Origin of the sequence: Bradyrhizobium sp. ORS 86 (assembly GCF_045571475.1) — a bacterium.
Classification (GTDB): Bacteria; Pseudomonadota; Alphaproteobacteria; order Rhizobiales; family Xanthobacteraceae; genus Bradyrhizobium.
This window is the reverse complement of record NZ_CP120699.1, coordinates 6,008,542-6,031,838: the sequence shown is the minus strand read 5'-3', so window position 1 is coordinate 6,031,838 and position 23,297 is coordinate 6,008,542. Positions and strand designations below refer to the sequence as shown.

18 protein-coding genes are annotated in these 23,297 nt (G+C 64.8%); 8 read left to right on the top strand and 10 right to left on the bottom strand.

Features of this window, described 5'->3' with window-relative positions:
• Nucleotides 1–4: 4 nt before the first annotated feature.
• A complete protein-coding gene (locus P6U25_RS27800; RefSeq protein ID WP_407147946.1) occupies nt 5–1,693 on the bottom strand; it encodes a SulP family inorganic anion transporter in 1,689 nt (562 codons plus the stop codon).
• 122 nt (nt 1,694–1,815) lie between these two features.
• Nucleotides 1,816–2,547, bottom strand: coding sequence for a cytochrome c biogenesis CcdA family protein (locus P6U25_RS27795; protein WP_407147945.1), 732 nt, complete (start codon nt 2,545–2,547; stop codon nt 1,816–1,818).
• Between the two features lie 566 nt (nt 2,548–3,113).
• Here P6U25_RS27795 and P6U25_RS27790 point away from each other — a divergent pair.
• The 5 genes from P6U25_RS27790 to P6U25_RS27770 all read left to right on the top strand — a co-directional run bounded on the left by P6U25_RS27790 (nt 3,114) and on the right by P6U25_RS27770 (nt 9,209).
• Nucleotides 3,114–4,085: a transposase gene (locus tag P6U25_RS27790; protein ID WP_407146425.1), complete on the top strand. Its 972-nt coding sequence runs from the start codon at nt 3,114–3,116 to the stop codon at nt 4,083–4,085.
• A 524-nt stretch (nt 4,086–4,609) separates the two neighbouring features.
• On the top strand, nt 4,610–5,806 hold the full coding sequence (locus P6U25_RS27785) for an ABC transporter substrate-binding protein (protein ID WP_407147944.1): 1,197 nt from the start codon (nt 4,610–4,612) through the stop codon (nt 5,804–5,806).
• A gap of 22 nt (nt 5,807–5,828) precedes the next feature.
• A complete protein-coding gene (locus tag P6U25_RS27780) occupies nt 5,829–6,686 on the top strand; it encodes a branched-chain amino acid ABC transporter permease (RefSeq protein ID WP_407147943.1) in 858 nt (285 codons plus the stop codon).
• Nucleotides 6,686–8,485: an ABC transporter permease subunit gene (locus tag P6U25_RS27775; protein WP_407147942.1), complete on the top strand. Its 1,800-nt coding sequence runs from the start codon at nt 6,686–6,688 to the stop codon at nt 8,483–8,485. The genes P6U25_RS27780 and P6U25_RS27775 overlap by 1 nt, the downstream gene beginning before the upstream one ends.
• Entirely contained in the window at nt 8,466–9,209 is a 744-nt protein-coding gene (locus tag P6U25_RS27770; protein ID WP_407147941.1) for an ABC transporter ATP-binding protein, read from the top strand. The genes P6U25_RS27775 and P6U25_RS27770 overlap by 20 nt, the downstream gene beginning before the upstream one ends.
• 26 nt (nt 9,210–9,235) lie before the next feature.
• Here the strand turns inward: P6U25_RS27770 and P6U25_RS27765 are convergent, their stop codons facing one another.
• From P6U25_RS27765 to P6U25_RS27750, 4 genes are all read right to left on the bottom strand, one after another.
• Entirely contained in the window at nt 9,236–11,257 is a 2,022-nt protein-coding gene (locus tag P6U25_RS27765) for a hypothetical protein (RefSeq protein ID WP_407147940.1), read from the bottom strand.
• Between the two features lie 39 nt (nt 11,258–11,296).
• A complete protein-coding gene (locus P6U25_RS27760) occupies nt 11,297–12,259 on the bottom strand; it encodes a phosphatase PAP2 family protein (protein WP_407147939.1) in 963 nt (320 codons plus the stop codon).
• A 196-nt stretch (nt 12,260–12,455) separates the two neighbouring features.
• Nucleotides 12,456–14,363, bottom strand: coding sequence for an adenylate/guanylate cyclase domain-containing protein (locus tag P6U25_RS27755; protein ID WP_407147938.1), 1,908 nt, complete (start codon nt 14,361–14,363; stop codon nt 12,456–12,458).
• Nucleotides 14,356–14,667, bottom strand: coding sequence for a hypothetical protein (locus P6U25_RS27750; protein ID WP_407147937.1), 312 nt, complete (start codon nt 14,665–14,667; stop codon nt 14,356–14,358). The genes P6U25_RS27755 and P6U25_RS27750 overlap by 8 nt, the downstream gene beginning before the upstream one ends.
• 254 nt (nt 14,668–14,921) lie before the next feature.
• Here P6U25_RS27750 and P6U25_RS27745 point away from each other — a divergent pair, with 254 nt between their 5' ends.
• Nucleotides 14,922–16,214 (top strand): MFS transporter, encoded by a 1,293-nt coding sequence (locus tag P6U25_RS27745; RefSeq protein ID WP_407147936.1) that lies wholly within the window; start codon nt 14,922–14,924, stop codon nt 16,212–16,214.
• A gap of 6 nt (nt 16,215–16,220) precedes the next feature.
• Here P6U25_RS27745 and P6U25_RS27740 read toward each other — a convergent pair whose 3' ends face one another.
• The gene (locus P6U25_RS27740) at nt 16,221–16,832 is read right to left on the bottom strand and encodes a TetR/AcrR family transcriptional regulator (RefSeq protein WP_407147935.1); all 612 of its coding nucleotides are present in this window, start codon (nt 16,830–16,832) and stop codon (nt 16,221–16,223) included.
• 149 nt (nt 16,833–16,981) lie between these two features.
• Here P6U25_RS27740 and P6U25_RS27735 point away from each other — a divergent pair, with 149 nt between their 5' ends.
• Together P6U25_RS27735 and P6U25_RS27730 are read left to right on the top strand one after the other, a co-directional pair.
• A complete protein-coding gene (locus P6U25_RS27735) occupies nt 16,982–18,214 on the top strand; it encodes a cytochrome P450 (protein ID WP_407147934.1) in 1,233 nt (410 codons plus the stop codon).
• A 201-nt stretch (nt 18,215–18,415) separates the two neighbouring features.
• Nucleotides 18,416–22,114, top strand: a complete 3,699-nt coding sequence (locus P6U25_RS27730; protein WP_407147933.1) for an AsmA-like C-terminal region-containing protein — start codon at nt 18,416–18,418, stop codon at nt 22,112–22,114.
• Nucleotides 22,115–22,172: 58 nt separating this feature from the next.
• Here the strand turns inward: P6U25_RS27730 and P6U25_RS27725 are convergent, their stop codons facing one another.
• From P6U25_RS27725 to P6U25_RS27715, 3 genes are all read right to left on the bottom strand, one after another.
• Nucleotides 22,173–22,523 carry a VOC family protein gene (locus tag P6U25_RS27725; RefSeq protein WP_407147932.1) on the bottom strand — a complete coding sequence of 117 codons (351 nt, stop codon included), beginning with the start codon at nt 22,521–22,523 and terminating at the stop codon, nt 22,173–22,175.
• A gap of 76 nt (nt 22,524–22,599) precedes the next feature.
• Entirely contained in the window at nt 22,600–22,875 is a 276-nt protein-coding gene (locus tag P6U25_RS27720) for a ribbon-helix-helix domain-containing protein (protein ID WP_066499077.1), read from the bottom strand.
• Nucleotides 22,872–23,060 (bottom strand): DUF4169 family protein, encoded by a 189-nt coding sequence (locus P6U25_RS27715; protein ID WP_407147931.1) that lies wholly within the window; start codon nt 23,058–23,060, stop codon nt 22,872–22,874. Before P6U25_RS27715 ends, P6U25_RS27720 begins: the two co-directional genes overlap by 4 nt.
• Between the last annotated feature and the right edge of the window lie 237 nt (nt 23,061–23,297).

The following is a 23,297-nucleotide window of genomic DNA, read 5'->3' as shown; positions in this document are numbered from 1 at the left end:
GCGCTCAGCTCTGTCCGCCGAGCGTGCGCAGGGCCTCGTCGACGCTGTGGAAGACATGGTCTCTCGGCAGGACGTCGTAGAGGTTGAAGCGCTCGAATGCGTCCTGGGCGCGGGTCGATTCGAGCCGCGCGATCGCCACCGTCACGCCGTCGTCGTGGCATTCGCCGAATAAATCGTGCAACGCCTGGGCGGCAGTGAAGTCGATCTCGACGATGCCGCTGGCCTCGATCACCAGCAGCCGCGGCTTCGGGGTCGAGGCTCCGATCATCTTGATCACGTCGCTGTGGAAGTTCGCGGCGTTGAGGAACGACAGCGGCGCCTGCTGGCCGACGACGATAATTCCGGGCCGGCGCTCGCTGCCGACTTGCCGGCCCGCCGGCCACCAGATGGTGGTGCCGGGGACGTGAACGAACTCGACCAGCCGGCCGCGCGTCGTGGTCCAGATGCCGTGCAGCAGCGACAGCGCGATGCCGACGGCGACGCCTTGCTCGATCGGCAGCACGATGATCGCGGCTGACGTCGCCACCACCAGCAGGAATTCGTAGAACGACTGCCGGAAGATGGTGACGATCTGCCTGACGCGGATGATGCGCAATGCGACGAACAGCAACACGCCGCCGAGCGCGGCATCCGGCACGTGTTGCAGCAGCGTCGCGCCGAACGCCAGCAGTGTCAGCACGATCGCCGCGGCGAGCAGCCCGGCAAGCTGGGTGCGTCCGCCGGTCTCCGACACGATGCCGGTGCGGGGCGGGCTGGCATTGACCGGAAAGGCGCCGAACAGCCCGGACAGCAGGCTGCCGACGCCGGCGCCGAGGAAGTCGCGGTCGACATCGGCCGGCTTGTCCGGGTCGGAGAGGAATGAGCGGGTGGTCGCGGCCGTCTGCACCATGACGACAACAGCGATCAGCAGCGCCAGTGACAGCAATTTCACCCAGCGCTCCGGAGCCACGTCGGGAAACGACGGTGTCGGCAGCGTTCCGGGCACGGTGCCGACCACGCTGACGCCCTTGCTTTCGAGATGGCCGGCGATCACGGCGACGGTGGCCGCGACGAGACCGATCAGCGCGCCCGGAATGCGCGCGCTGATCGCTTCGGATCCCGCGACCAGTGCCAGCACGCCGAGGCCGATCACCAGCGTGTACGGATTGGTCTGGCCGAGTTCGTCGGCGAGAACGCCGAGCTTGTAGAGCGTCGGTCCGTCTGGTGTGTGCAGGCCGAGCACGCCGGGCAGTTGCGAGACCAGGATGTGGACGGAGATGCCGGCGAGGAAGCCGACCGTCACCGGCGTCGACAGCAGGTTGGCGATCCAGCCGAGCTTGAACAGGCTGCCGGCGATCATGAGCACGCCGACCAGCAGCGCCAGTGCCATCGCGAAGGCCTGATAGTCGGGCGAGCCTGCGGTTGCCATCAGGGCCAGACCGCCGGCGAAGATCGGCGTGATGGTGGAATCGGCGCCGCAGGACAAGAAGCGGTTGGCGCCGAACATCGCAAAGCCGAGCGAGCCTGCGATGAAGGCGAAGAAGCCGATTTGCGGCGAGAAGCCGCCAAGCCGCGAGGTCGCCATCTGCTCGGGAATCGCGATCGCGGCCAGCGTCAGGCCGGCGATCAGGTCACCCGGCAGGTCGGCTGGCCGGAACGCGGCGAGTGAACGGAATATCGGCCAGTTGGAGGGTGTCTGACGATCCTGGCCCATCGGTCCGCGCTCTCCCCGGCTGTGCTGCGCTCGAGGAGATAGTCCACATCGTGTGGCGAAAAGCCAGCGGAGTTGTGCGTGCCCCGAGCCGCGTTCGCTGCTCACACGAGGAGCTGGGTGGCCTAGCCGATATTTTGCAGCGCCGGGAAAGTCTCGAGCAGCCAGACGCTGACGCTGGAGACGGCGCCGGTCAGGAAGCCGATGCCGGTGACCACCATCAGGACCCCCATCACGCGCTCGACGGTGTCGAGATGGCCCTTCATCCGCGCGAACAGTGACGAGAACTGCTCCACCATGAAGGCCGCGAGCAGGAAGGGGATGCCGAGACCGGCGGAATAGACCGCGAGCAGCGCGGCGCCCTTGGTTACGGTGGCGGTGGAGGCCGCGATCGAGAGGATCGCCGCCAGGATCGGCCCGATGCACGGCGTCCAGCCGAACGCGAAGGCCAGGCCCATGACATAGGCGCCCCACAGCCCGACCGGCTTGGGCGCAGTCAGCCGTCCTTCGCGCATCAAGAGGGCGATCCGGGTCACGCCGAGAAAGTGCAGACCCATGATGATGATCACGATGCCGGCCAGGATCGACAGCTCCGCCGACCAGGCGCGTATCAGGCTGCCGACGAAGGAGGCGCTGGCGCCGAGCGCGACGAACACGGTGGAGAAGCCGAGCACGAACATCAGCGCCGCCATCATCACCGCGCGCTTGGAGGTCGCCGTGTCGCCGCTCTCGTTGACCTGCTCGATGGTCGCGCCGGTCAGATAGATCAGATACGGTGGCACCAGCGGCAGCACGCAGGGCGACAGGAAGCTGACAAGGCCGGCGATCAGGGCTGCCGGAATCGAGACGTCGTGCATCAATGAACCTTCGAGGGTGGTTATCCTGTCTTGGCGTGTACGCGGCCAACAATCCAGAAGTTTCGTCGCATGCCTCTTCAACTATGGTCACAGACCCGTGTGCGGAGCTTGCACCGCGGCGCGGATCGCTCCCGGCACTCGCGTGAGGTGAGCACGCTCTTCTGGCTTCCTCCCCCTCATCCGCCTTCGCCAAGGCTTCGGCGGACACGAGGGGGAGGGAACCTGTCCGTCGGTGCGTCCCTGACGCACCAATCACTGAGTTACTCGAAGCAACCCATCGCGCGGCATACGCGGAAGCATGGATTCCTTCGTCGCTTGCGCTCCCTCGCAATGACGGCGTGAGGCATTGAGCGAGATTATCCCAGCGTCGTCCCGGCGAAGGCCCATAGGCGTTAAGTTAGGCTTGCGGTGCGGGATGGTTCGTGATTCCAGCATGGCATGAGATATGAAGCACTGGCGATCGCGACTGGGCGGGGATCGTAACCCGGCTTGGAGGGGCCGCAGCGCTCGATCGGACCGCACGGGAGACGAAGGCTTTCGTGCGTCCGCGCGAGATACGCAATGCCGTGGACTTGCTGCGGTTGATCCTGGCGTATTGCCTTGGTGAACGGGGATTTCGATTGACGGCGGCATGGGCGACGTCGGTCGGTCTTGTCGATGTTTCGAGCGTGGCTCTGTTGTACCGCTTGCGCCAGTGCGGGGATTGGCTGGCGCTCCTGATCGGGCAGGCACTCGCTGCCGCAGCTCCGAGGGCCGGCCGAGGTCGCCTGATCCGCATCATCGATGCCACGACGGTGCCGAAGAAGGGGTTGAATGGCAGGAAGAAGAACGAGGTGTGGCGCATTCACAGCGCGTTCGATCTTCCGCAAGAGCGTTTTGGCCACTTCGAACTGACCGATCAACAGGACGGCGAGAGGCTCGACCGGATTCCGGCGGTTGCGGGCGAGATCCGTCTTGCCGATCGGGCCTATTTGCAGCCGGAGCGCATGGCAACATTGATCCAGGCCGGCGCAGACTTCGTCATTCGAGCGGGTTGGAAGAGCGCACGCTGGCTCGATGGTAAGGGCTGTGCATTCAATCTGATCGCCGAACTGCGCAAGGCGGCGGAACGAGGCCTCCTCGATTGTCCGATCTGGATCAAACCCAAGCGCGGCACGCCGCTCGCCATGCGTCTGGTCGCCGTCAAGAAGCCGCAACAGGCCGCTGCCGAGGCGCGGCGCAAGGCGCGCCGGACCGCACAGAAGGGCGGCCATCAGCTCTCCAATAAAACGCTGCAGGCCGCCGATTGGGTCATCCTGGTGACCTCACTTGCGCCAGATGACTTCACCACGGATGACATTCTCGCCCTCTACCGCCTGCGCTGGCGGATCGAGCTGGGCTTCAAGCGGCTGAAGAGCCTGGTTGGTTTGAAGGGGCCGCCGGGAACTAACGAGCGATCCGCCAGATCGCATATCCTTGCTCATCTGCTGATGATTCTATTGCTCGAGCCGCTCGTCGACGAACTCGAGGACTCTCCCCGCTTGGCGGAAGCCGCCTGACCAGTCCTGGCGCCTGGCGATTGCTCCGTCAGCTCATCGTCTCACTCTTGCAGGCCGTCATTCCGCAACCCGCAATGGCTCGTCTCCGCCAATCTCTCCCCATTCTCCAGCGCCATCTTCGCGAGCCGCCGAGGAAAACCCGACGCTATCAAACCATGGTCCGCTTACCTTAACGCCTATGGGCGAAGGCCGGGACCCATTACCCCAAATGTTCATTGTTGCGCGGCGCTAGACCGACGAGCCCCGTTCACAGCACAAGCCGTGGGTATGGCTTCTACGTGCGCCACCCTTGCAATCGCATCGCGGCCGACACTCAATCAGCCAAGCGCAAATCGGTCTGGCAACGAGCCGGACTTTTTCGCATGCGTTCCGCACAACTCCCTTCCCGTTCCCTGGGGCTGGACAAGCGCTTCGCATCCGGCTCAACTTGGTTTCACCAAACCGCAGCCCTGGAGCTTGCGGACAACGAATGAACGGACGTTCCGCATCCAAACGACGGACGCCGCAAAGAGGGAGTGCATCACATGGCCGTTTCACGCCGTGACGTCTTGTTGGGCAGCGCCGGCGCATTCGGCGCCGCATCGTTCTCCTTCCCAGCTCCAGCCATTGCACAGTCGGAACCGATCAAGATCGGCTGCCTCGCGGCGATCACCGGCCCGAGCTCGGCGCCGACGGTCGGCTTCAATCGCGGTGTCAACTTCGCCGTCGACGCGATCAACGGTGCCGGTGGGGTGAAGGGCCGCAAGATCGAGCTCGTGATGCGCGACACCCAGGGCGATCCGACTAAGGCGGTGAACGCCACGCAGGAGCTGATCAGCGCGGCCAAGGTTCACGCGATCTGGGGACCGCTGAATTCGGGCGAGGCGCTGGCGACCACGCCGATCATGGCGCGCGCCAAGATGCCGGATCTGCACCCTTGCGTCGTCGAGAGCCTGATCGATCCGGTCAAGTTCCCGAACGCGTTCCGCATCGCGCCGTCGAACAGCCAGTGGGACGATGCCGTGCGCAACTATTGCCTGAAGATCCTCAAGGTGAAGAAGGTCGCCGTGATCGGCGACACCACGGGTTATGGCGTCACCGCCGTGGGCGCCTCGGTCGCAGCCTTCAAGAAGGACGGCGCCGAGGTGGTCTACCAGGCCAATGTCGATTCGACACAGCCCGACATGACACCCGACATGCTGCGGGCCAAGAACGCGGGCGCCGAGGCGATCGTGGTGTGGAGCGTTTCGACCGGCATGGAAGCGCGGATGTTCAACACCCGCGCCACGATGAACTGGGACGTTCCCTTCGTCGGGCATCCCTCGATGGCGTCGGGCGAGCTCGCCGGCCTCGTCGCCAAGCCGGAGAACTGGAAGAAGGTCTATGCGGTCGGCTACAAGAGTTGCAGCTATGACAGTGCCGGCAGGCTGCCGCCGAAGAGCGAGGATCTGGTCGCACGCCTCGCCAAGGCCAACGTCGCGCTGAACGATACGCTGCTGTGGTGGGTCGCCGGCGGCATCGACTGCATCGAGCTGATCGCCAAGGCGGTGCAGGAAAGCGGTTCGACGGATGGCGCCGGGATTGTCAAATACTGGAACACGCTGTCGGACTATCCCGGCTATTTCGGCAACTACCATTTCTCGCCGACCGAGCACAACGGCTACAAGACCGACGAGATCGTGATGTCGGAGGCCTCAACCGCGAAGAACGGCACTTTCGCGCTGGCGCCGGGATACACTTGAAGCGCGGGCGAGGGCGCTGCCGATGCTCGCCTCCATCCTAGCATCCGGTCTCGCGGCCGGCGCGATCTACGCGCTGGTCGGCGTCACCTACAACACGATGTTCTCGACTTCGCGGGTGATGAGCTTCACCGCCGGCCAACTTGCCATGCTGGGCGGCGTGTTCGGCTCGATGTTCACGCTGAAGCTCGGCCTGCCGGTCGCCATCGGCTTCCTGCTGACGCTTGCCTGCTGCGCGGTCATCGGCATCGTCACCGAGTTCGTCGCGGTGCGGCCGGTGCTGAAAAGCCTCGACCAGCATCTCTACGTGCTCTCGACCTTGGCGGTTGCGCTGATGATCCAGCAGGTCGCGGCGATCAAATGGGGCACCGAGCCGCAGCCGTTTCCGCGCATCGTCGGCGTGGGCGAGGGCGTCCTCGACGAGAAGTTCTGGCTGCCGGTCGTAGCCTGCGCCATCACCATCATCGGTCTCGAATATCTCTACCGCCGCACGCTGGTCGGCCGCGCTTTCCTCGCCATTGCCGAAGATAATTTCGCGGCGCGCGCGCTCGGCCTGCCGGAGCGCAATCTGCGCGTCGCGAGCTATGCGCTGGCCGGCGTGGTCGGCGGCATCGCGGGCTACTCCGGCGGGCAGTTGCTGCTCGCGTTCTTCGCCAACGGTGCGCTGTTGAACTTCTACGGCTTCGTGCCGGTGGCGCTCGGCGGGCTCGGCAACAATCGCGGAGCGATCATCGGCGGGCTGGCGCTCGGGCTGTTCCAGCAGGCGGCGAACTTCCTGGTCGGCGGCATCTTCTCATCGGTCGCGGTGTTCACGCTGTTCATCGTCGTGCTACTCGCTGCGCCGCAGGGCCTGTTCGGCGCCTCGACCGCGCGGAGAGTGTGATGACCGCAGTCACCGCATCTCCGCTTCGAACCGAAGGCGGCACATGGCGTGCGGCGTTGCCGCATATCGCGCCGTTCCTCGGCATCCTGGTGCTGGCTACGCTGCTCCCGTTCGTCAGCAACGACTATTGGGCGCTGATCGGCACCCGCATGGCGATCTACTGGGTGCTGGTCTCCGGCCTCAACCTGGTCGTCGGCTTCGCCGGCCATCTCGCGATCGGTTACGTCGCGCTGCTGACGCTCGGCGCCTACGCCACCAGCGTGCTGGTCGCGGGCAATGTGATGACGGCCCTTCCGGTATTCGCGGCGCTGCCGATCGCCGGCCTGATCGGGGCGGTCTTCGGCGTCATCGTCGGCCTGCCGGCGTTGCGCCTGCGCACCTTCTACTTCGCCATGTCGACGCTCGGCTTTGCGACCATCGTGACCCAGATCGCGCTGGCGTGGCAGAGCGTCACCGGCGGCGGCATCGGCATCGCCGGCCCGGAATTCCCGGCGCCGTTCAACACGCCGTGGGGCTTCTACGGCCTGTGCATCGCGTTTGCGGCGGTCGCCACCTGGATGAGCGCCAACATCGCGCGCAGCCGGTTCGGCCGCGCCCTGATCGCGGTGCGCGACGCCGAGGTCGCCGCCGAGGCTACCGGCATATCCAAGCCGAGGATGCTGATCGCGATCTTCCTGTTCGCCGGCGCGCTCGCCGCAATCGCGGGCGGGCTGTTCGCGACCTTGCAGACCTACATCACGCCGGATGCCTTCACCTTCGATCTCTCGGTGTTGTTCTTCATCGCCATCCTGATCGGCGGCCGCGGCTCGATCCTGGGGCCGCTGCTCGGCACCATCATCCTGACCGTGCTGCCGGAGATTGCCGCGCCACTGGCGTCGTGGTCGACCTTCCTCTATGCGGTGCTGCTGCTCGTGATCGTGCTGGTGATGCCGGGCGGCATTGCGGCGCTGCTCGATTTCAAGAACCGCCGCCCGCTCGCCAGCAATCGCGCCATCGTGCCGCGCCCGGCGGCGCTTGCGGACATCGTGCGCCGGCCCGCCGGCGGCAAGACGCTGAAGCTGCGCGGCATCGCGCTGAGCTTCGGCAATGTGAAGGCAATCGACGGCCTCGATCTGGACGTCGCGCCGGGGCAGATCCATGGCCTGATCGGCCCGAACGGCAGCGGCAAGACCACGACGCTGAACGTGATCTCGGGCTATTACGCCGCCAAGGCCGGCACCATGACGCTCGGCGACGACGTGCTGCCGGCGGGCCGGCCGGTGCTGCGCGCGGCGTGCGGCATCGCGCGCACCTTCCAGACGCCGCGCGTGATCGGCGAGGCCTCGGTGCTGCAAAACGTCATGATCGGCGGTTCGATCGAGGGCAGGGCGAGCTTCCTCGAGGCGATGCTCGCCTTGCCGCGCAACGGCGCGGACGAGCGCCTGCTCGAGGCGAAGGCGCAGGCGCTGCTCGGCGTCGTCGGCCTCGAGGCGCTCGCCGATATCAGAGCCGATCGCCTGCAGCACAGCGAATTGCGCTTCATCGAGATCGCGCGGGCGCTGATGCTCGATCCGGATTTCCTGCTGCTCGACGAGCCGGCGGCGGGCCTGTCCAACGACGAGATCGCGCGGCTCGCCACCCTGATCAAGGCGGTTTGCGGGCGCGGCACCGGCGTCCTGCTGGTCGAGCATCATGCCGACCTGATCTTCGACATCTGCCACCAGGTCACCGTGCTCAATCTCGGCCGCACGCTGGCCGCAGGAACGCCGGCGGAGATCCGCACCCACAAGGAGGTTGTCAGTGCTTATCTCGGCGGCTGAACCCCTGCTCACGGTGAGCGCGCTGCAATCCGGCTACGGAAAAATCCGCGTGTTGCACGGCATCGATCTCACAATCGCGGCCGGCGAGGTGGTCGCGCTGCTCGGTCCCAACGGCGCCGGCAAGACCACGTTGCTGCGCGCGATGTCGGGGTTGTTGCCGATCAGCGCCGGGCAGGTCCGGTTCGGCGGGCACGACGTCACCAACACCACGCCGCGCGAGGCTGCGCGCGCCGGGCTCGTGCATGTGATCGAGGGGCATCGCGTGTTCACGCAGATTTCCGTCACCGACAATCTGCTGCTCGCCGGCTACGACCTGCCGCGCGCCGAACGCGCCGTGCGGGTCGAGGAGGCGCTGTCGTTCTTCCCGGAGATCGCCGCAAAACGTCACGAGCGCGGCGGCGCGCTGTCGGGCGGCCAGCAGCAGATGCTGACGGTGGCGCAGGGCCTGGTCCGCCGTCCCCGGCTGTTGATGCTGGACGAGCCCTCCGCCGGGCTGTCGCCGGTGCTGGTCGATCGCGTGCTCAACGTCATCGCTCGCCTGCGCGAACAGGGCACGTCGGTGCTGTTGGTCGAGCAACTGCTGGAAAAGGCGCTGGCGGCGGCCGATCGGGTCTACGCCCTGGTGCAGGGCGCGATCGCGCTGGAGGCGGCGACCAGCGAAAGCGACCTGGCGCACCGGCTCGAACGCGCCTATTTCGGCCACGAAAGCCATCCGCTGGGGTAGGCGTGAGAATTGGCCGCCGATGCACGCTATGGAGCGTCCAGGTTGCCTCCACCCCGCTTCGCAATTTCCGTTGGACTATTGGGGACTCTGGTTGGATGCGGCGGGATCGCGTCGGTGACCTCACGCGCGAATTGAGGCGCCGCGGCGCTGGTTCCCGTGAGCCTGAATACCGAGCCGCTCCGGTTGACTCCGGCGCGCACGCCAGAGAGTGCGTAGGAGTCGTCGCCGGGTAGCACGAAATCCGGGCCGCGGCGAAGCGGGCGCGGCCCGCCTCGCGCGGGACCGGCAGACGAATAGGGCGACTTGCGCCCGTTGGACAGAATGTAGCCGCCGGCTACGTGTACGTTCGTATCCTCGGCGGTCGCGATCCCATTGAGGGTGCCGTCTCGACGGACCAGTGACCCGCTCTTGTCGAACTCTCCCTCGCGGCGGATGCAGCCGGCCTCCGCTGATCGGGTTCGTTCCCAGGTTGGGTCGACGAAATAGGAAAGCTTGGCGCCGGACACCACGCCCATGTTGGGGTCGCTGCGCGCCACATAGGCGTGAAGCTCGGCGGAAGCAGGGATGCCGGAGACCTTGATGGTCCAGTCGCCATGTTCGGCGGCAACGATGTTCGGCGCGACGACGGTGGGTTCGACCTGAAGCCGCCACATCGTATCGTCGCCCCAGACGAGCGGGATGTCGATGCCTGCGGGCGGAACGGGGGACGAGGAGGAGAGCGGGGCCGTCGGCGCGTAGACGACACCGCTCGGCGAGGTAAGGGTGACGTCGACATCGCCTGCGTCGGCGGTCTTCATCCACAGTTCCGAAAAGCACAGCACGGAATTGTCAGGCGGAAGACGCCAGGACCATTCAATATGATCAGGTTGCGCGTTGTCGCGCACGAAGCCGACGTGGCCCTCGCTCAGGTAAGCATTGCCCGCCGCCAACACGATGTCGAGTTGCGGCTTTCCGTTGGTGCCATTGAATTCGGTCACCAGCGCGGTCAATGCCGCCTCCAATTCCGACGTGCCATCGTGCGGTCCGGTGGTCGGACCGTAGCTGAGATTGACGATGACGCGCTCGGTCTTGTTCGGCTCGGCATGCGAGAGGATGTACTGGATGCCGTCAAGGACATAGGCCTTGAGCCAAACACCGGTCGCATCCTGGATGCAGCCTTCGGGGAATTGCACGAACACCAGGTCGGCGCTCGATGCAGGATCCGTGTCGGCGAGCCAACTCGGCGGATCGCGGCGGTCGCTTGCGGGACCGATCCGTGACGAGGTCGGAACACGACCCGCAAGCACGTCCATCACATGTGCGCCGTGGGACAATCGACCTGTTAGGCTGGTGAAGCCTGCATCCGCATAGCAGCGGTCTTCGTCGATGCTGCCTGCCGGAGCTAGGTGCAGTTCGATCCATTCGTCGAGACCGATTTGTCGCTGGGGCACGCCGGGCGCGTCGGACGCGCGCTGGAATTCGAGGCCGTAGTTGAAGTCCTGCAGTAGCTGCCCGAACAGGCATTGGTTGCCGGCGCTATCCCTGACGGGCACCGGTTGCCGGCCCTGATTCTGGTCCCAGATGGCACGCACCCGCGTGGTCATGCCGGCTTGTGCCGTATGCTCGAGGAACTGCGCGGCAGCGAACGGGCAACCATCGTCAAGTATGCCGACAAGGACGGCACGTGGTGATCGCTTGCCTTGCCCGGTGCGACCGATCATCTGTCGCTTCCTGAATACCGGCGTCGAAGGCTTCACCGGCAGCGAGAGCTCCACCCTGGAGACGTACTCGTTCCAAATCGAAAACGCGGCCGGGTCGAGCACCGCCGCCGTTTCGGTGCGCAGCGTGACATATCGCGTGCTGGCGACCGACGGGCCGAACTCGACATAGAATCGAGCCTTCGTCATCTTTCGCTGAAACGCAGTTGTCAGATCGGCCTGCTTGAATTCCGCGAGGAAAAACAGCCTATGTCGTTTCCTCTCGTCGAAGAACTCGAAATTCCTGAAATGGGTCGAGATCGCGTACCGGAGATACGGGCCAAAGCATTTCGGCAGGTCGTACTTGGGCATGGAGCATCCTCCGCTTCGGGTTGCAGGACACCGTCTCGCCTATGGGAATCTGCCCATCCACTCGTATTGCGCGGCGTCCCAGAGATGCTCCATCAAGTTGGACTTCACGATATTCGCGCCGGCGGCTTCAGCATAGAATGCGCTGCCGTGGATGCTTTGGCTCATGCTGAACGGATTGAAATCGGTGTGCGGCGCGTTGTCGATTCCGGCGGCGAGGAATTTGCGGCGCCGGAATTTGTGGCCTGACTTGCAACGCCCAACGAAGTATTCACCAAGCGCAATACCCAGCATGCGTCCTGCCATGCTGTCGACGGGAAAGTGGACCCCGGCGATTACACGGTTGGTCGCGATGCGTGCCGCCTGGCGCTCGAGCTGGTCGATCACCATCTTGTGCCGTGGTTTCGCCGGATTGAGCCCCAGCAACGATTTCAAGACCTGGACCACCGCGTAAGCCTGCGTTGCATGCCCCATCGGGAAGCTGCCGTGACCGGGGGTCGTGATCATCGGTTGCACTTCGGCATTGTATTCGACCGGGCGAAAACAGCCCATCGCATGCTTGAACCGCATTTCTACGTAGACACAAAATTGCAGCACGAGGTTGATGAGTTCGAAGGTGCGCCGGGTGCGGTCGGGGTGCAGGTAGACGATCGACGACCAGAACGCGTATTGCGCGTCGATCTGCGCCATGATCTCAGTGGCGCGCTCGGAGCGTAGTTCGGCCCAGCTCAGCACCAGCGGGATCTGCTTCTCGAAGGTCGTCCGCTTTGGACGCCCGACCTCTGCGATCAGGGATGCGGACGATAGGACCTGGAAAGCGTGACCGGCCGGCGCTTTGCGAAGCGTGATCCCTTGCATCATCTCGCCGATCGCGATGTAGGCGCGAACCCACGGCTCCCAGCGCTCCAATTGCTGTCTGTCATCGATCCCCGGCAGCGGCGGCGCGTAGCAATGGTGCTCGGGGACGATCGTACCTTCGCGTCCCAAGATCAGCGCATCGACCATGATTGAATTGGCGTAGGCGTCAGCCATCGTTCCAAGGAACGATCCGCCAGCTCCGCCGGCTCCTCCAGCGCCACCGGCCCCGCCAGCGCCGCCGGCCCCACCGGCTCCGCCCGCACCACCTGCGCCGCCTGCACCTCCCGCACCGCCTAACTGTGCCATTGCCGCCTCCCTATGGATAAAGTCTGTCTGGATGAAATCAGCTCGTCGTTGGTAAACCTGCCATTTCCAGGCAGCGGGCCCACCACCTGCCTGTCTCGAGTTGCGCATTCGGGATGCGCGCGATGTATCGTTCGACGGTCAATGCCGGCTCAAGCTTGCGCATGCTGGCCAATGCGGCGCGCGCCTCGTCTATCCGCCCTTGCGAGACGAGCGCGATCGTGAGCACACGCCAGGTAGAGGGGTGCATGCGGTTGTGTATCAAGGATGAACGCGCAAGCCGCTCGGCTTCCTCATGGTGATGTGCGGAAAGTTCAGCCGTGGCACCGAGCGACTCGAAGTAGTAGCGCTGTGGATCAAGCGGCGAGAGTTCCAATGCTCGTCGCGTTGCCGCGACGGCAGCTTCGCCCTCACCATTGAAAGCGTTCACCGTGCCGCGATACAACCAGCCAAGCGCATGGCTCGGGTTCGCATCGACGGCCTGATCGCATCGCTTGCGGGCGGTATCCAGATCGTTCAGCAGATGGCAGTGAACGAACCCCTCGGTCGCCAGAGCAAGGGCGTCCGAGGGGTCGCGGTCCAGTGCAGCGTGGCTGGCGTTCAGGGCTTCAGCCGCCTCGCGCTTGCGGTCCTCCGACCATCCGCGCGTCACACGCAGGATGTACCAGTTGGCGAGCCAGGCGCGCGGCGCCGCAATCCGGCTGTGCCGATCAATCAGTTCGTCGAGGATCTTGCGGGTCTGAAGAAATTCTTCCTTGCTGGAGCGATGCATCAGCCGGATGCTGCCAAGTAGCAGCGAATAGCTTTCCAGCGTTGGCAACGGCTGGGTCAGAACGTGCTCGACTTCGGCCTCAAAGACCGATAGATATACCGCGCTTGCGATGCGCTGGGCCAGTTCGCTTTCTGGCTGCAGCAAGTCCGCAATGTCTCCTTTCATTCGATCGGTCCAGACGACCTGGTTGGTGCGCGCGGCGGAAAGCTCCGATGTCACCAAAATCCGGCCCGCGTCCACGACATAGCCCCCGCTTAGAATATAGGTCGCGCCGAGATGGGCTGAAACTTCGGCGACGTCGCTCATCCGACCGCGAAATACGTTGGTCGATAGGCGTGAGATGACTTTCAAATTCGGAGACTTTGACAATCGCCAGATCACGCTGTCGGCAATAAGATTGCCGACGTCGAAATGTGCAGGCGCGTCGTTGCGCGCATTGAAGGGAATAATGGCGATCGTCGGTTCCATGGGCGTCCCATAATCGCGCCGAGCGGTGAGGCTAGGATGCGGACTTGCTGGACCAACGCGATACGCGCGCACCGGCTTGTCAAAGTGCTTGAGAATGCATTCGCCCAAATCTTCGCACAGCGCATCCACCCCGTGCGTAAGCTCGTCGCGCGCCGCCGCGCTGCCGATGGTTTCGCCTGGATTTGCAAGGCTTGCTAACGCGGCAGCTAATCGTTCGTGCGCGGCCGCGCTGGCAATCGTTTCACCCGGACCGGCGAGCGTCGCCAGTCGGGCTGCCAGGTTCACGCCCGTCCCGTAGATATCGATACCATCGCTCCAAGCGATGGCGGAATTGATCCCTGCACGCAGGTGAAACTGACGATCCTCGGGGATACCTGCATTTTGCGCCGCGAGCGTGCGATGCATTTCCGCTGCCGCAGCCACAGCATCGTGCACAGCCTCGAAGCGAGCCATCAATCCGTCGCCAAGGCTTTTCACCATGACGCCGTGATAGCGAGGTAGAATTCGGGTGGTTACGATCTGAACGAAGTCGGTCCAGCGGCGTATGCTATCGGTCTCATGTTGGCGCATGAGCCGCACCGACTCCACGAGATCGACGAGCAGCACGACGGCTTCTTGTCGCACGAGTCCGCCGCTTGCGGCCCGAAGATCGGATTGCTCGTTCCGGACGGCTCGTCCATCGCTCTTGTCCGCCTTGTCATCACTCATAAGCGACCTTCGCGATCCCGCCGTCATCGTCCTCTGCACGCATCCGCAGTGGACGTAGCGAACCCCGAGCCGGCGTCCGACCTTGCACACGTCGATCGAACGTCGCGAGGAAGCCATCACCAGTGTTCTTGACGATTCTGCCGTTCTGCCGGGTAACACCAGGGTCAAGGATTTCCGCACGCAGCTTCAAGAGCCGCGCGTGGGTGTTCTCCTCATGCGCCTCCATCAAACGTGTATAGGCAACCACGTCTGCTGCAAGGATTGCCGCAAGACGTCGTCGAACTTCCGGCACCGATGGGGTCATTTTATTGATACTTCTACAAAATTTATTGATACTACCGTAAAAGGCTGTACGAAGAACAAGTCGCAATGGAGAAACAATATCTCCATCAAGGCCACAAAGGAAGGCATGATCGCCTCGGGTGTGCTGTCTGTCTGTCGCACCCCGTGGCGCTCCGTACTTGAGGACGGGTTCTCCGGTCCGCGGCTATGATGCACGCAACAAGGTGCCTATGACTGCAGCTCAAATAGGCCTTTGCGACCGGCGCAGGTAACACAATGCGACTTCCCTTCTTCTACGGCTGGATCATCGTCGCGGTGACGTTCGTCACCATGGCGATCGGCGTCAATGCGCGCACCGCGTTCTCGCTATTCTATCCTCCGATCATCAGCGAGTTCGGTTGGGAGCGCGGCGTCACTGCCGGGGCGTTTTCGTTCGGCTTCGTGGCGTCGGGCATCGCAAGTCCGCTGATCGGGCGGATGATGGACCGTCGCGGGCCACGCGCGGTCATGGAGCTCGGCGTTGCTTTGATGGGCGCAGGGTTGTTGCTGGCGCCGCTGACTACGCAGCCCTGGCATCTCTATCTCACGATCGGCGTCCTGGTCGGGGCCGGCAGCGTCTGCCTCGGCTATTCCGGTCAGTCGCTGTTCGTACCGAACTGGTTCATCCGCCGCCGCGGGCTGGCGATCGGGCTCGCTTTCGCCGGCGTCGGCATCGGCTCGGTGACGCTGCTGCCGTGGGTGCAGCACATGATCGAGCAGACCGGCTGGCGCACCGCCTGCACGGCGATGGGAATCCTGGTGCTGGTCGTGCTCGCGCCGATCAACCTGTTGCTGCACAAGCGGCCCGAGGACATCGGGCTGCAGCCGGACGGCGATGCCGCGCCGACGGCGACGTCGGCCAAGCCGGCATCGAACATCGTCGATCCGCTCTGGGCCGGCACCGATTGGACGTTGCCTCGCGCGCTGCGCACCGCGCGGTTCTGGTGGATCGCGGTCGGCTATTTCTGCGGCCTGTACATCTGGTACGCGGTGCAGGTGCACCAGACCAAATTTCTGCTCGACATCGGCTTCAGCTCGAACGTCGGGGTCTGGGCGCTCGGCGTCGTCAGCCTGCTCGGCATTCCCGGCCAGATCTGGCTCGGGCATTTGTCCGATCGCATCGGCCGCGAATGGGTATGGGCGATCTCCTGCTTCGGCTTCGTGATCTGCTTTGCCGCGCTGGTGGCGCTGCGATACTGGCCGGCCATGCCGCTGATCTATCTCATGGTGTTCACGCAAGGCGCGCTCGGCTACGGCCTCACCTCCGTGATGGGGCCGGTGGTGCTGGAGATCTTCCAGGGCAAGCACTACGGCAGCATCTTCGGCACCATCATGCTGGCCGCGCTGGCCGGCGGCGCCGCGGGACCCTGGGCGACCGGGCAGCTCTACGATCTCTCGGGTAGTTACACCGCCGGCTTCACGCTCGGGGTCGTCATGAGCCTGCTGTCGGCGATCGCGATCTGGCAAGCGGCGCCCGGCAAGGTGCGCGCCGTCGCCGGACAGATGCACAGGATCGCAAGCGAGGCTTGAGCGGAATCAGGCCGGCGGGATGCCGATCGCGCGCTGCAGATCGGTGATCGCGCGCAGGAAGCTGTCGGCCGGCGTGGTGTCCGGGTCGATCAGGCGGTGCAGGCGGAACCCGTCTTCCAGCGCCAGCACGATCGCAGCGGTCCATTCCGGATTGTGCACGCCGTTCCTGCCGGAGTTCCTCAGCGTGGTGACAACGATATCAGCGATCAGCTTGCGCCGCGCGCGCAGGCGTTTGGCAAGCTCGGGCCGGCGCTTCTCCGCACGCGCCACGAACAGGATCATCTCCATATGCAACAGAGGCGAGCGGCCGAGCGGATCCTGCCGGCTGCGATCCATCGTCCTGAGTGCTTCGAGGTAGTCCGGAAGAGTTCTGTGCCGGGTGAGCAGGTCGAGATTACGCCGGATCGACTGCTCGACATGATCCTCGAGCATCGCGATAATCAGTTCGTCCTTGCTCTTGAAGTTCGAATAGAACGCGCCGCGTGTGAAACCGGCCGCGGCCGCAATCGCCTCGATGCTGGCGCCGCCAATTCCTTGTTCCTCGAACACCTGCGCCGCCGCCTCGAACAGCTTCTCGCAGGTGTCGTCGCGTGTCGGCCTGGTTCGAACCCTTGACATCGGCGCAGGTTAGGGCAGAATGCAACTCGATACAAGAGTGTATCGAGTTGCATAGATAACAAGCAGCCCGCCGCAATGGTCCGGCCCTGAGGATGACACCAAGACGCGCCACGGTGCCGACACCGGCGCGACAAGCGAACGAGGTCACCATGAACGAGCATGTTCAGTCCGCGCGCAGCGAACCGCTCTTCAATCCACTGGCGCCCGAATTCATTCGCAATCCATATCCGCACTACGAGCGGCTGCGGACCATGGACCCGATGCACGTCAACGCGCACGGCGCCTTCGTCGCCAGCCGTCACGCCGAGGTGAGCCTCGTGCTGCGCGACAAGCGCTTCGGCAAGGATTTTGTCGATCGCACCATCCGCCGCTACGGTCCTGACATCATGAAGGAACCGGTCTTCCGCAGCATGAGCCACTGGATGCTGCAGCAGGATCCGCCGGATCACACCCGCCTGCGCGGCTTGGTCGTCAAGGCCTTCACCGCGCGCCGGGTCGAGGACATGCGCCCGCGCATCCAGCAAGTCGTCGACGAGACGCTCGACCGCATCATTCCGCAAGGGAAGATGGACCTGATCGAGGATTTCGCCTTCCGCCTGCCGGTTACGATCATCTGCGACATGCTCGGAATCCCCGAGGAGCAGCGCGAGGCCTTCTACAAGGGCTCGCGCGATGGCGGCCGCCTGCTCGATCCGGTGCCGTTGTCGCCGGAGGAGATCAAGCAGGGCAACGCCGGCAACGTGATGGCGGCGATGTATTTCCACCAACTGTTCGAGCTGCGCCGCAAGCAACCCGGCGACGACCTCATCACGCAATTGGTGCAGGCCGAGGAGGATGGACATAAGCTCACCAACGAGGAGCTCACGGCCAACATCATCCTGCTGTTCGGTGCCGGCCACGAGACCACGGTGAACCTGATCGGCAATGGGCTGTTGGCCCTGCATCGCAATCCGGATCAGCTCGCGCTGCTCAAGCGCAATCCCGGCCTGATCACCAACGCGATCGAGGAGTTCCTGCGCTACGATTCCTCGGTGCAGTTGACCGGCCGGGTTGCGCTCGAGGATATCGAGGATCTCGGCGGCAAGCGCATCCCGAAGGGCGAGAGCGTGCTCTGCCTGCTCGGCTCGGCCAATCATGATCCGGCTGTTTATCCCGACCATCCGGAGCGGCTCGACATCCAGCGGCCGAACGTCAAGCCGCTGTCGTTTGGCGGCGGCATCCATTTCTGCCTCGGCGCCCAACTGGCCCGGATCGAGGCCGAGATCGCGATCTCGACCCTGCTGCGCCGGATTCCGGAGCTGCGGCTCGATGATGCGGAGAATCCGGAATGGCGGCCGACCTTCGTGCTCCGCGGGCTGAAGCGGTTGCCTGCGAGCTGGTGATCTGTCGCTTTTCGCGGCGGGCCGCGATCCGCCGCAATCGCAGGTGCTGCACGCGCCGTTGAGCGGAAATTCGCCTCGTGCCTGCCGTCGCAGCTGCAAAGGCGCTGTGACTTCGCCATACTTGTCTCTATATATTGGGCTGCTCCGGCTCAGGTTCGGCATCGGTGGGCCGCAAGCGGAGCCAGCTCAAAGGGAGACACCGTGCAGACGACGCTGCTCGGCCTGGCAATCGCATTCATCCTTGCACTGGTGGCCGCGCTGGTCGGTCCATATTTCGTCGATTGGAACCAGTTCAGGCCGCAGTTCGAGGAGGAGGCGACGAAGATCATCGGCGCGCCGGTTCGTGTTGCCGGCGGCCTTGAGGCGCGTCTGCTGCCGGCCCCTTCGCTGCGGCTGAACAATGTCACCGTCGGCGGCGCCAATGATCTCGGCAAGGTCCGCGCCGGCAAGCTCGACGTCGAGTTCAGCCTGAGCTCCCTGATGCGCGGCGAATGGCGCGCGACCGACCTCACCATCAACGGCGTGTCGCTCGATGTCGGACTCGATCCCAAGGGGCGAATCGAATGGCCGGTATCGAGCGGGACCTTCAATCTGGCATCGCTCACGATCGATCGTCTCAACCTCACCGGGCGCATTGCCCTGCATGACGCGGCGAGCCGCAGCACGCTCGAACTGAGCGATGTGGCGTTCAGCGGCGACGTCCGCTCGCTTGCCGGCGCGATTCGTGGCGACGGCAACTTCATGTCCGGCGGAAACCGCTATCCATTCCGGGTGTCGTCGGGGCAGTTGCCTGACGGCAATGGCATTCGCCTGCATGTCAGCATCGATCCCGGCCAGCGGCCGCTGTCGGCCGACCTCGACGGCGTCCTCACCTTCGAGGCTCGCGCGCCGCGGTTCGAGGGCACCGTGGCGCTCGCGAGCGCACCGAGCCAGCGCGGCAGGAGCGATGAGCCGCCGTGGCGGATCGCGGGCAAGGTCAAGGCCGACCATTCCGCCGCACGCTTCGACCAGGTCGAGGTGAGCTACGGCGCCGAGGACCGTGCGCTGAAGTTTGCAGGCAACGGCGATATCCGTTTTGGCGCCGAGCCGCTGCTGCGTGCCTCGCTCTCGGCGCGGCAACTCGATGCCGACAAGCTCGTCGCTAAGGATGGCAGTGACAGCAACGCCGAACCGCCACGTGTGTTGCCGACGTTGCGCGTGGTGGTCTCGGGCCTTCCGCAGAGCCCGATTCCAGCACAGATCGAGCTGGCGTCGGAGCAGATCATGCTCGGTGGCCGTCCCCTGCAGGACGTTTCGGCGGAGCTGCAGTCGGACGCCAAGTCGTGGATGGTGCGCCGGCTGGAGTTTCGCGCGCCGGGGTCCACGCAAGTCTCGATGAGCGGCGGCGGCGCGCAAAGCGGCACGCCGAACGGATTCAAGACCGCGCTCGATATCGAATCGTCCGATCCCGATGCCCTGATGGTCTGGCTGCAGGGGCGCGGCGACATCGCCTATCGCAGCCAGAAACCATTGCGGCTGCGCGGCGACGTCTCGGTGTCACCGGCCGGCTTTGCGATCGATGCCATGAGGGCGGAGATCGAGGGGAGTACCGTCGAAGGCCGCGTCGCGTTTTCGCATCGTGACGCGGCGCGCGGTGCGAAGGTCGAGGCGCAGTTGAAGGCCGCGCGGCTCGATGTCGATGCGGCCGCGGCTTTCGTCCGTTCGCTGCTCGGGCCACAGGCCGAATGGCCCGACGAGGCCCGATTGTCGCTCGACGTCGGGCGCGCGATCTCCGCGGGCCAGGAATTCCGGCCGCTGCTGGCAACGGTCGCCTACAGCCCCAGGGACATCGTGCTCGACCGACTGAAGATCGGCCAGGCCGACAACGTCACGCTGGATAGCAGCGGCAACTTCGACCGGGTCAACTCGACCGGCAAGCTGGCGATCGACGCAACGGCTGCGTCGCTCGGCCGGATCACCGCGATGGTTCAGCCGTTCGCGCCATCGCTCGCGGCGCGGCTCGGCGTGCTCGGGGCGGACGCGGGTCCGGTCCATGCGAAGCTTGCGCTCGATCTCGGCAAGGGCAAGGGGCAGGCTGCCGACAAGACCACCGCGCAGGCGACGCTCGATCTCGATGCGCCGCAGGTCAAGGGACGCACGGTGATATCGGCAACGCCGCCGGTCGCCGCGATTCAAAAGCTCGACCTCGACGCGCTCGGCCGCAGCGACATGGCCGCCGAGGCCAAATTCTCGGCCGGTGAGGGCAGTGCGCTGCTGGCGCTGCTTGGACTTGACCATGCGATTGAAGCGGGCGCTGGGCCGGCGCAGTTCGAGGGCACGGTGAGCGGCGCGTGGCGCGCGCCGTTGCGCCTGAAGGCCAGGCTCTGGGGCGCGGGGCTCGATGCGGACGCTGAAGGCACTGCGGAGCCATGGGCGACGAATGCCAAATCGAGCGTCAATCTTCGCGTCCGCAGCGCCGACATCAGTCCGCTGCTCGATCTGAAATCATCGGATCAGGCCGGAAATATTCGGCTATCGTCGCGGGTGACACTTGCCGGCGACAAGCTGACCTTGGACGACCTCGACAGCATCGTTGCGGGCTCGCGGCTGCGCGGCCATCTCGCGTTGACGCTCGCCGACGAAAAGAGCGTCGAGGGCGAGCTCGGTCTTGATCAAATCACGCTGGCGCCGATCTTTGCGACCGTGATCGGCGCTGCCGGCCATGATGCGACGGCGCCACTCGGCGCAGGATTGACCAAGGGCTGGCGCGGCAAGGTGACGTTCGAGGCGTTGCGCGGCCTGCTGCCCGGCGGCGCCGTGCTGCAGCCGGTCAGCGGCACGCTCAGGGCCGATGGACAGTCGCTGACCTTCGACGGCATCACGGGCAAGATCGGCGGCGGCGAAGCAACCGCCAGCATCGATGCGCGGCAGGGCGTCAACGGACTGGCGCTGAACGCGAACGTTCGATTTTCCGGCATCGACGGCTCGGCGCTGCGCTATCGCAGTCTTGCGATGCCGAAGGGCCGTGTCTCGATGCAGATGACACTGCTGACGCAGGGCCGCAGCACCTCGGCGCTCACGGGTGCGCTCTCCGGCAGCGGCGCGGTGACGCTGGAGGGGATGAACCTCCCAGGCCTCGATCCGCGGGCGTTCGATGTCGCGATCCGCGCCAGCGACAGCGGGCAGGCGACCGATGATGCGCGGCTGAAGCAGATCGTCGAGCCGGTGCTCGCGGGCGGAGCGCTGTCGATCGCGTCGGCGCAAATTCCGTTCAACATCCGCGACGGCCGCATCCGCGTCGGCGCCACGACGCTCGCGGCCAACGGCGCCAATGCCACCGTATCGGGCGGCTACGACATTCCGGCCGACCAGGCCGACATCCGTGCCGCGCTGGCGCCAACGCAAATCGGCACGGCCAGCAGCCGTCCGGAAATCCAGTTGTTTGCGATGGGCACGCCCGACGGACTGACGCGCAGTATCGACATTGCGGCGCTGTCGTCCTGGCTTGCGGTGCGCGCGATCGATCGCGAGACGCGGCGGCTTGACGCAATCGAGCGCGGCGAACCGCCACCACCACCGGACCCCGTGCCCGCGGCGATTCCGCAACCCGCCGCTCCGAATGCCAATCCGGCGGCATCGTCGCCTGCGGATGTGCCGCTGCTCGGTCGCGTTCCGCGCCGCGCGGTGGCGCCGAAGCCGAAGACCGGTGCGCCGCCGCATTCGCCGGCCATTCCTCCGGTCGCGACGGCACCTGCTGTTGCGCCGTCGGCGCCGACCGCAGGGCAGCCGCAGGTCGCGCCGCTGCCGCCGCCGATCGAGATCAAGCCACCGCCCGGCACAGCCAAGCCAAAGCTGCGGCCGCCATTGTCGCTGACGCCACAGGTTGCCAATCCGCCGCAGCGGCCAGCAATGCAGAACTAGGCCCAGCGCGCGTTTCGCGACGCGAGGCGGCCTTCGCTCGGAGCGAGAATGCGGTGGCTTAATGATGCTGGAGGATATTGACCAGCCGGCCGAAGGGATCGCGGACGAAGAACCGCCGCACGCCCCATGGCTCGTCCGCGGGTCCGTATTCGATCGGGATGCGGGCCGTTGTCACGCGACGGAGCGCCTCGTCGAGATCGTCGACTTCGATCGAGAGATCGGGGACCGGCGCGCCGGAGCCACCTTCGGATGCGATACTGATTTGAACCCGCATCGTTTCGGATGAGCCGTAGGTCGCAATCCAACCGAAATCCATCAGCGGTTCGAGCCCGAGGATATCCCGGTAGAATCGCGCCGCCGCTGTCACGTCGGCGGTGGCGATGTTGGCAACGATGCGTTTGACTTTCATGCTGGTGTCCGCGCCGCGACAGGATCGCCTGCTGCATAGCACGGCAGCGATCCAGCCGCGGAGACCGGAGCAACCATCAGGCCTGCTGGCGCGTATCGACCTGTTGCGGCCTGACGTCTGCCGGCACCGCCGGCGTGGCGCGCGAGCGGAAATAATCCAGCACGAAGAGCCGGATCGCCGAGGAAAGATTGCCCTGCTGGCGATTGCTGTCGATCTCGCCGACCAGTTCCGACAGCGTCATGTTTCGGAGGCCGGAAATCTCCTTCATGCCGTTCCAGAACGCCTCTTCGAGGCTGACGCTGGTCTTGTGTCCGGCAACGACGATCGAGCGTTTGACGACCGGAGACTTCATGATGCTTCTCCGCCGTCGATGTGATGCTGATCGAGCAGGCTGGCACTGCGCTCGGCGAGAAACTCGTCACGTGCGCGTTCGGCCTTGGTGCGACCAAATAGCGCACGGTTGGCGTCGGCCTGCTTCGCTGCTTGTTCGCGCTCGTTGCGCTTTCTGAATCGTTTCAAGTTGACCACGTCGCCCATGCTCGTCCTCATCGTCCCTTCATCCGAATTGGTGATGCATCGTGACGAAAGCAAGAGTGGTCGCGGTGTGCGCCTGGCTCGATATCCATCCAGAATCCCCGTTTTGATGCTTCGTGATAGCACCAAAGAATCGGTTTCGCTCTGCGAAAACTTGACGTCTGATTGCTGTACCATGCGTCAGCGCAGAGCTGATAGATCACCTGCCTTAGTCTTTAGGCGTTATGTTTCATAATTATA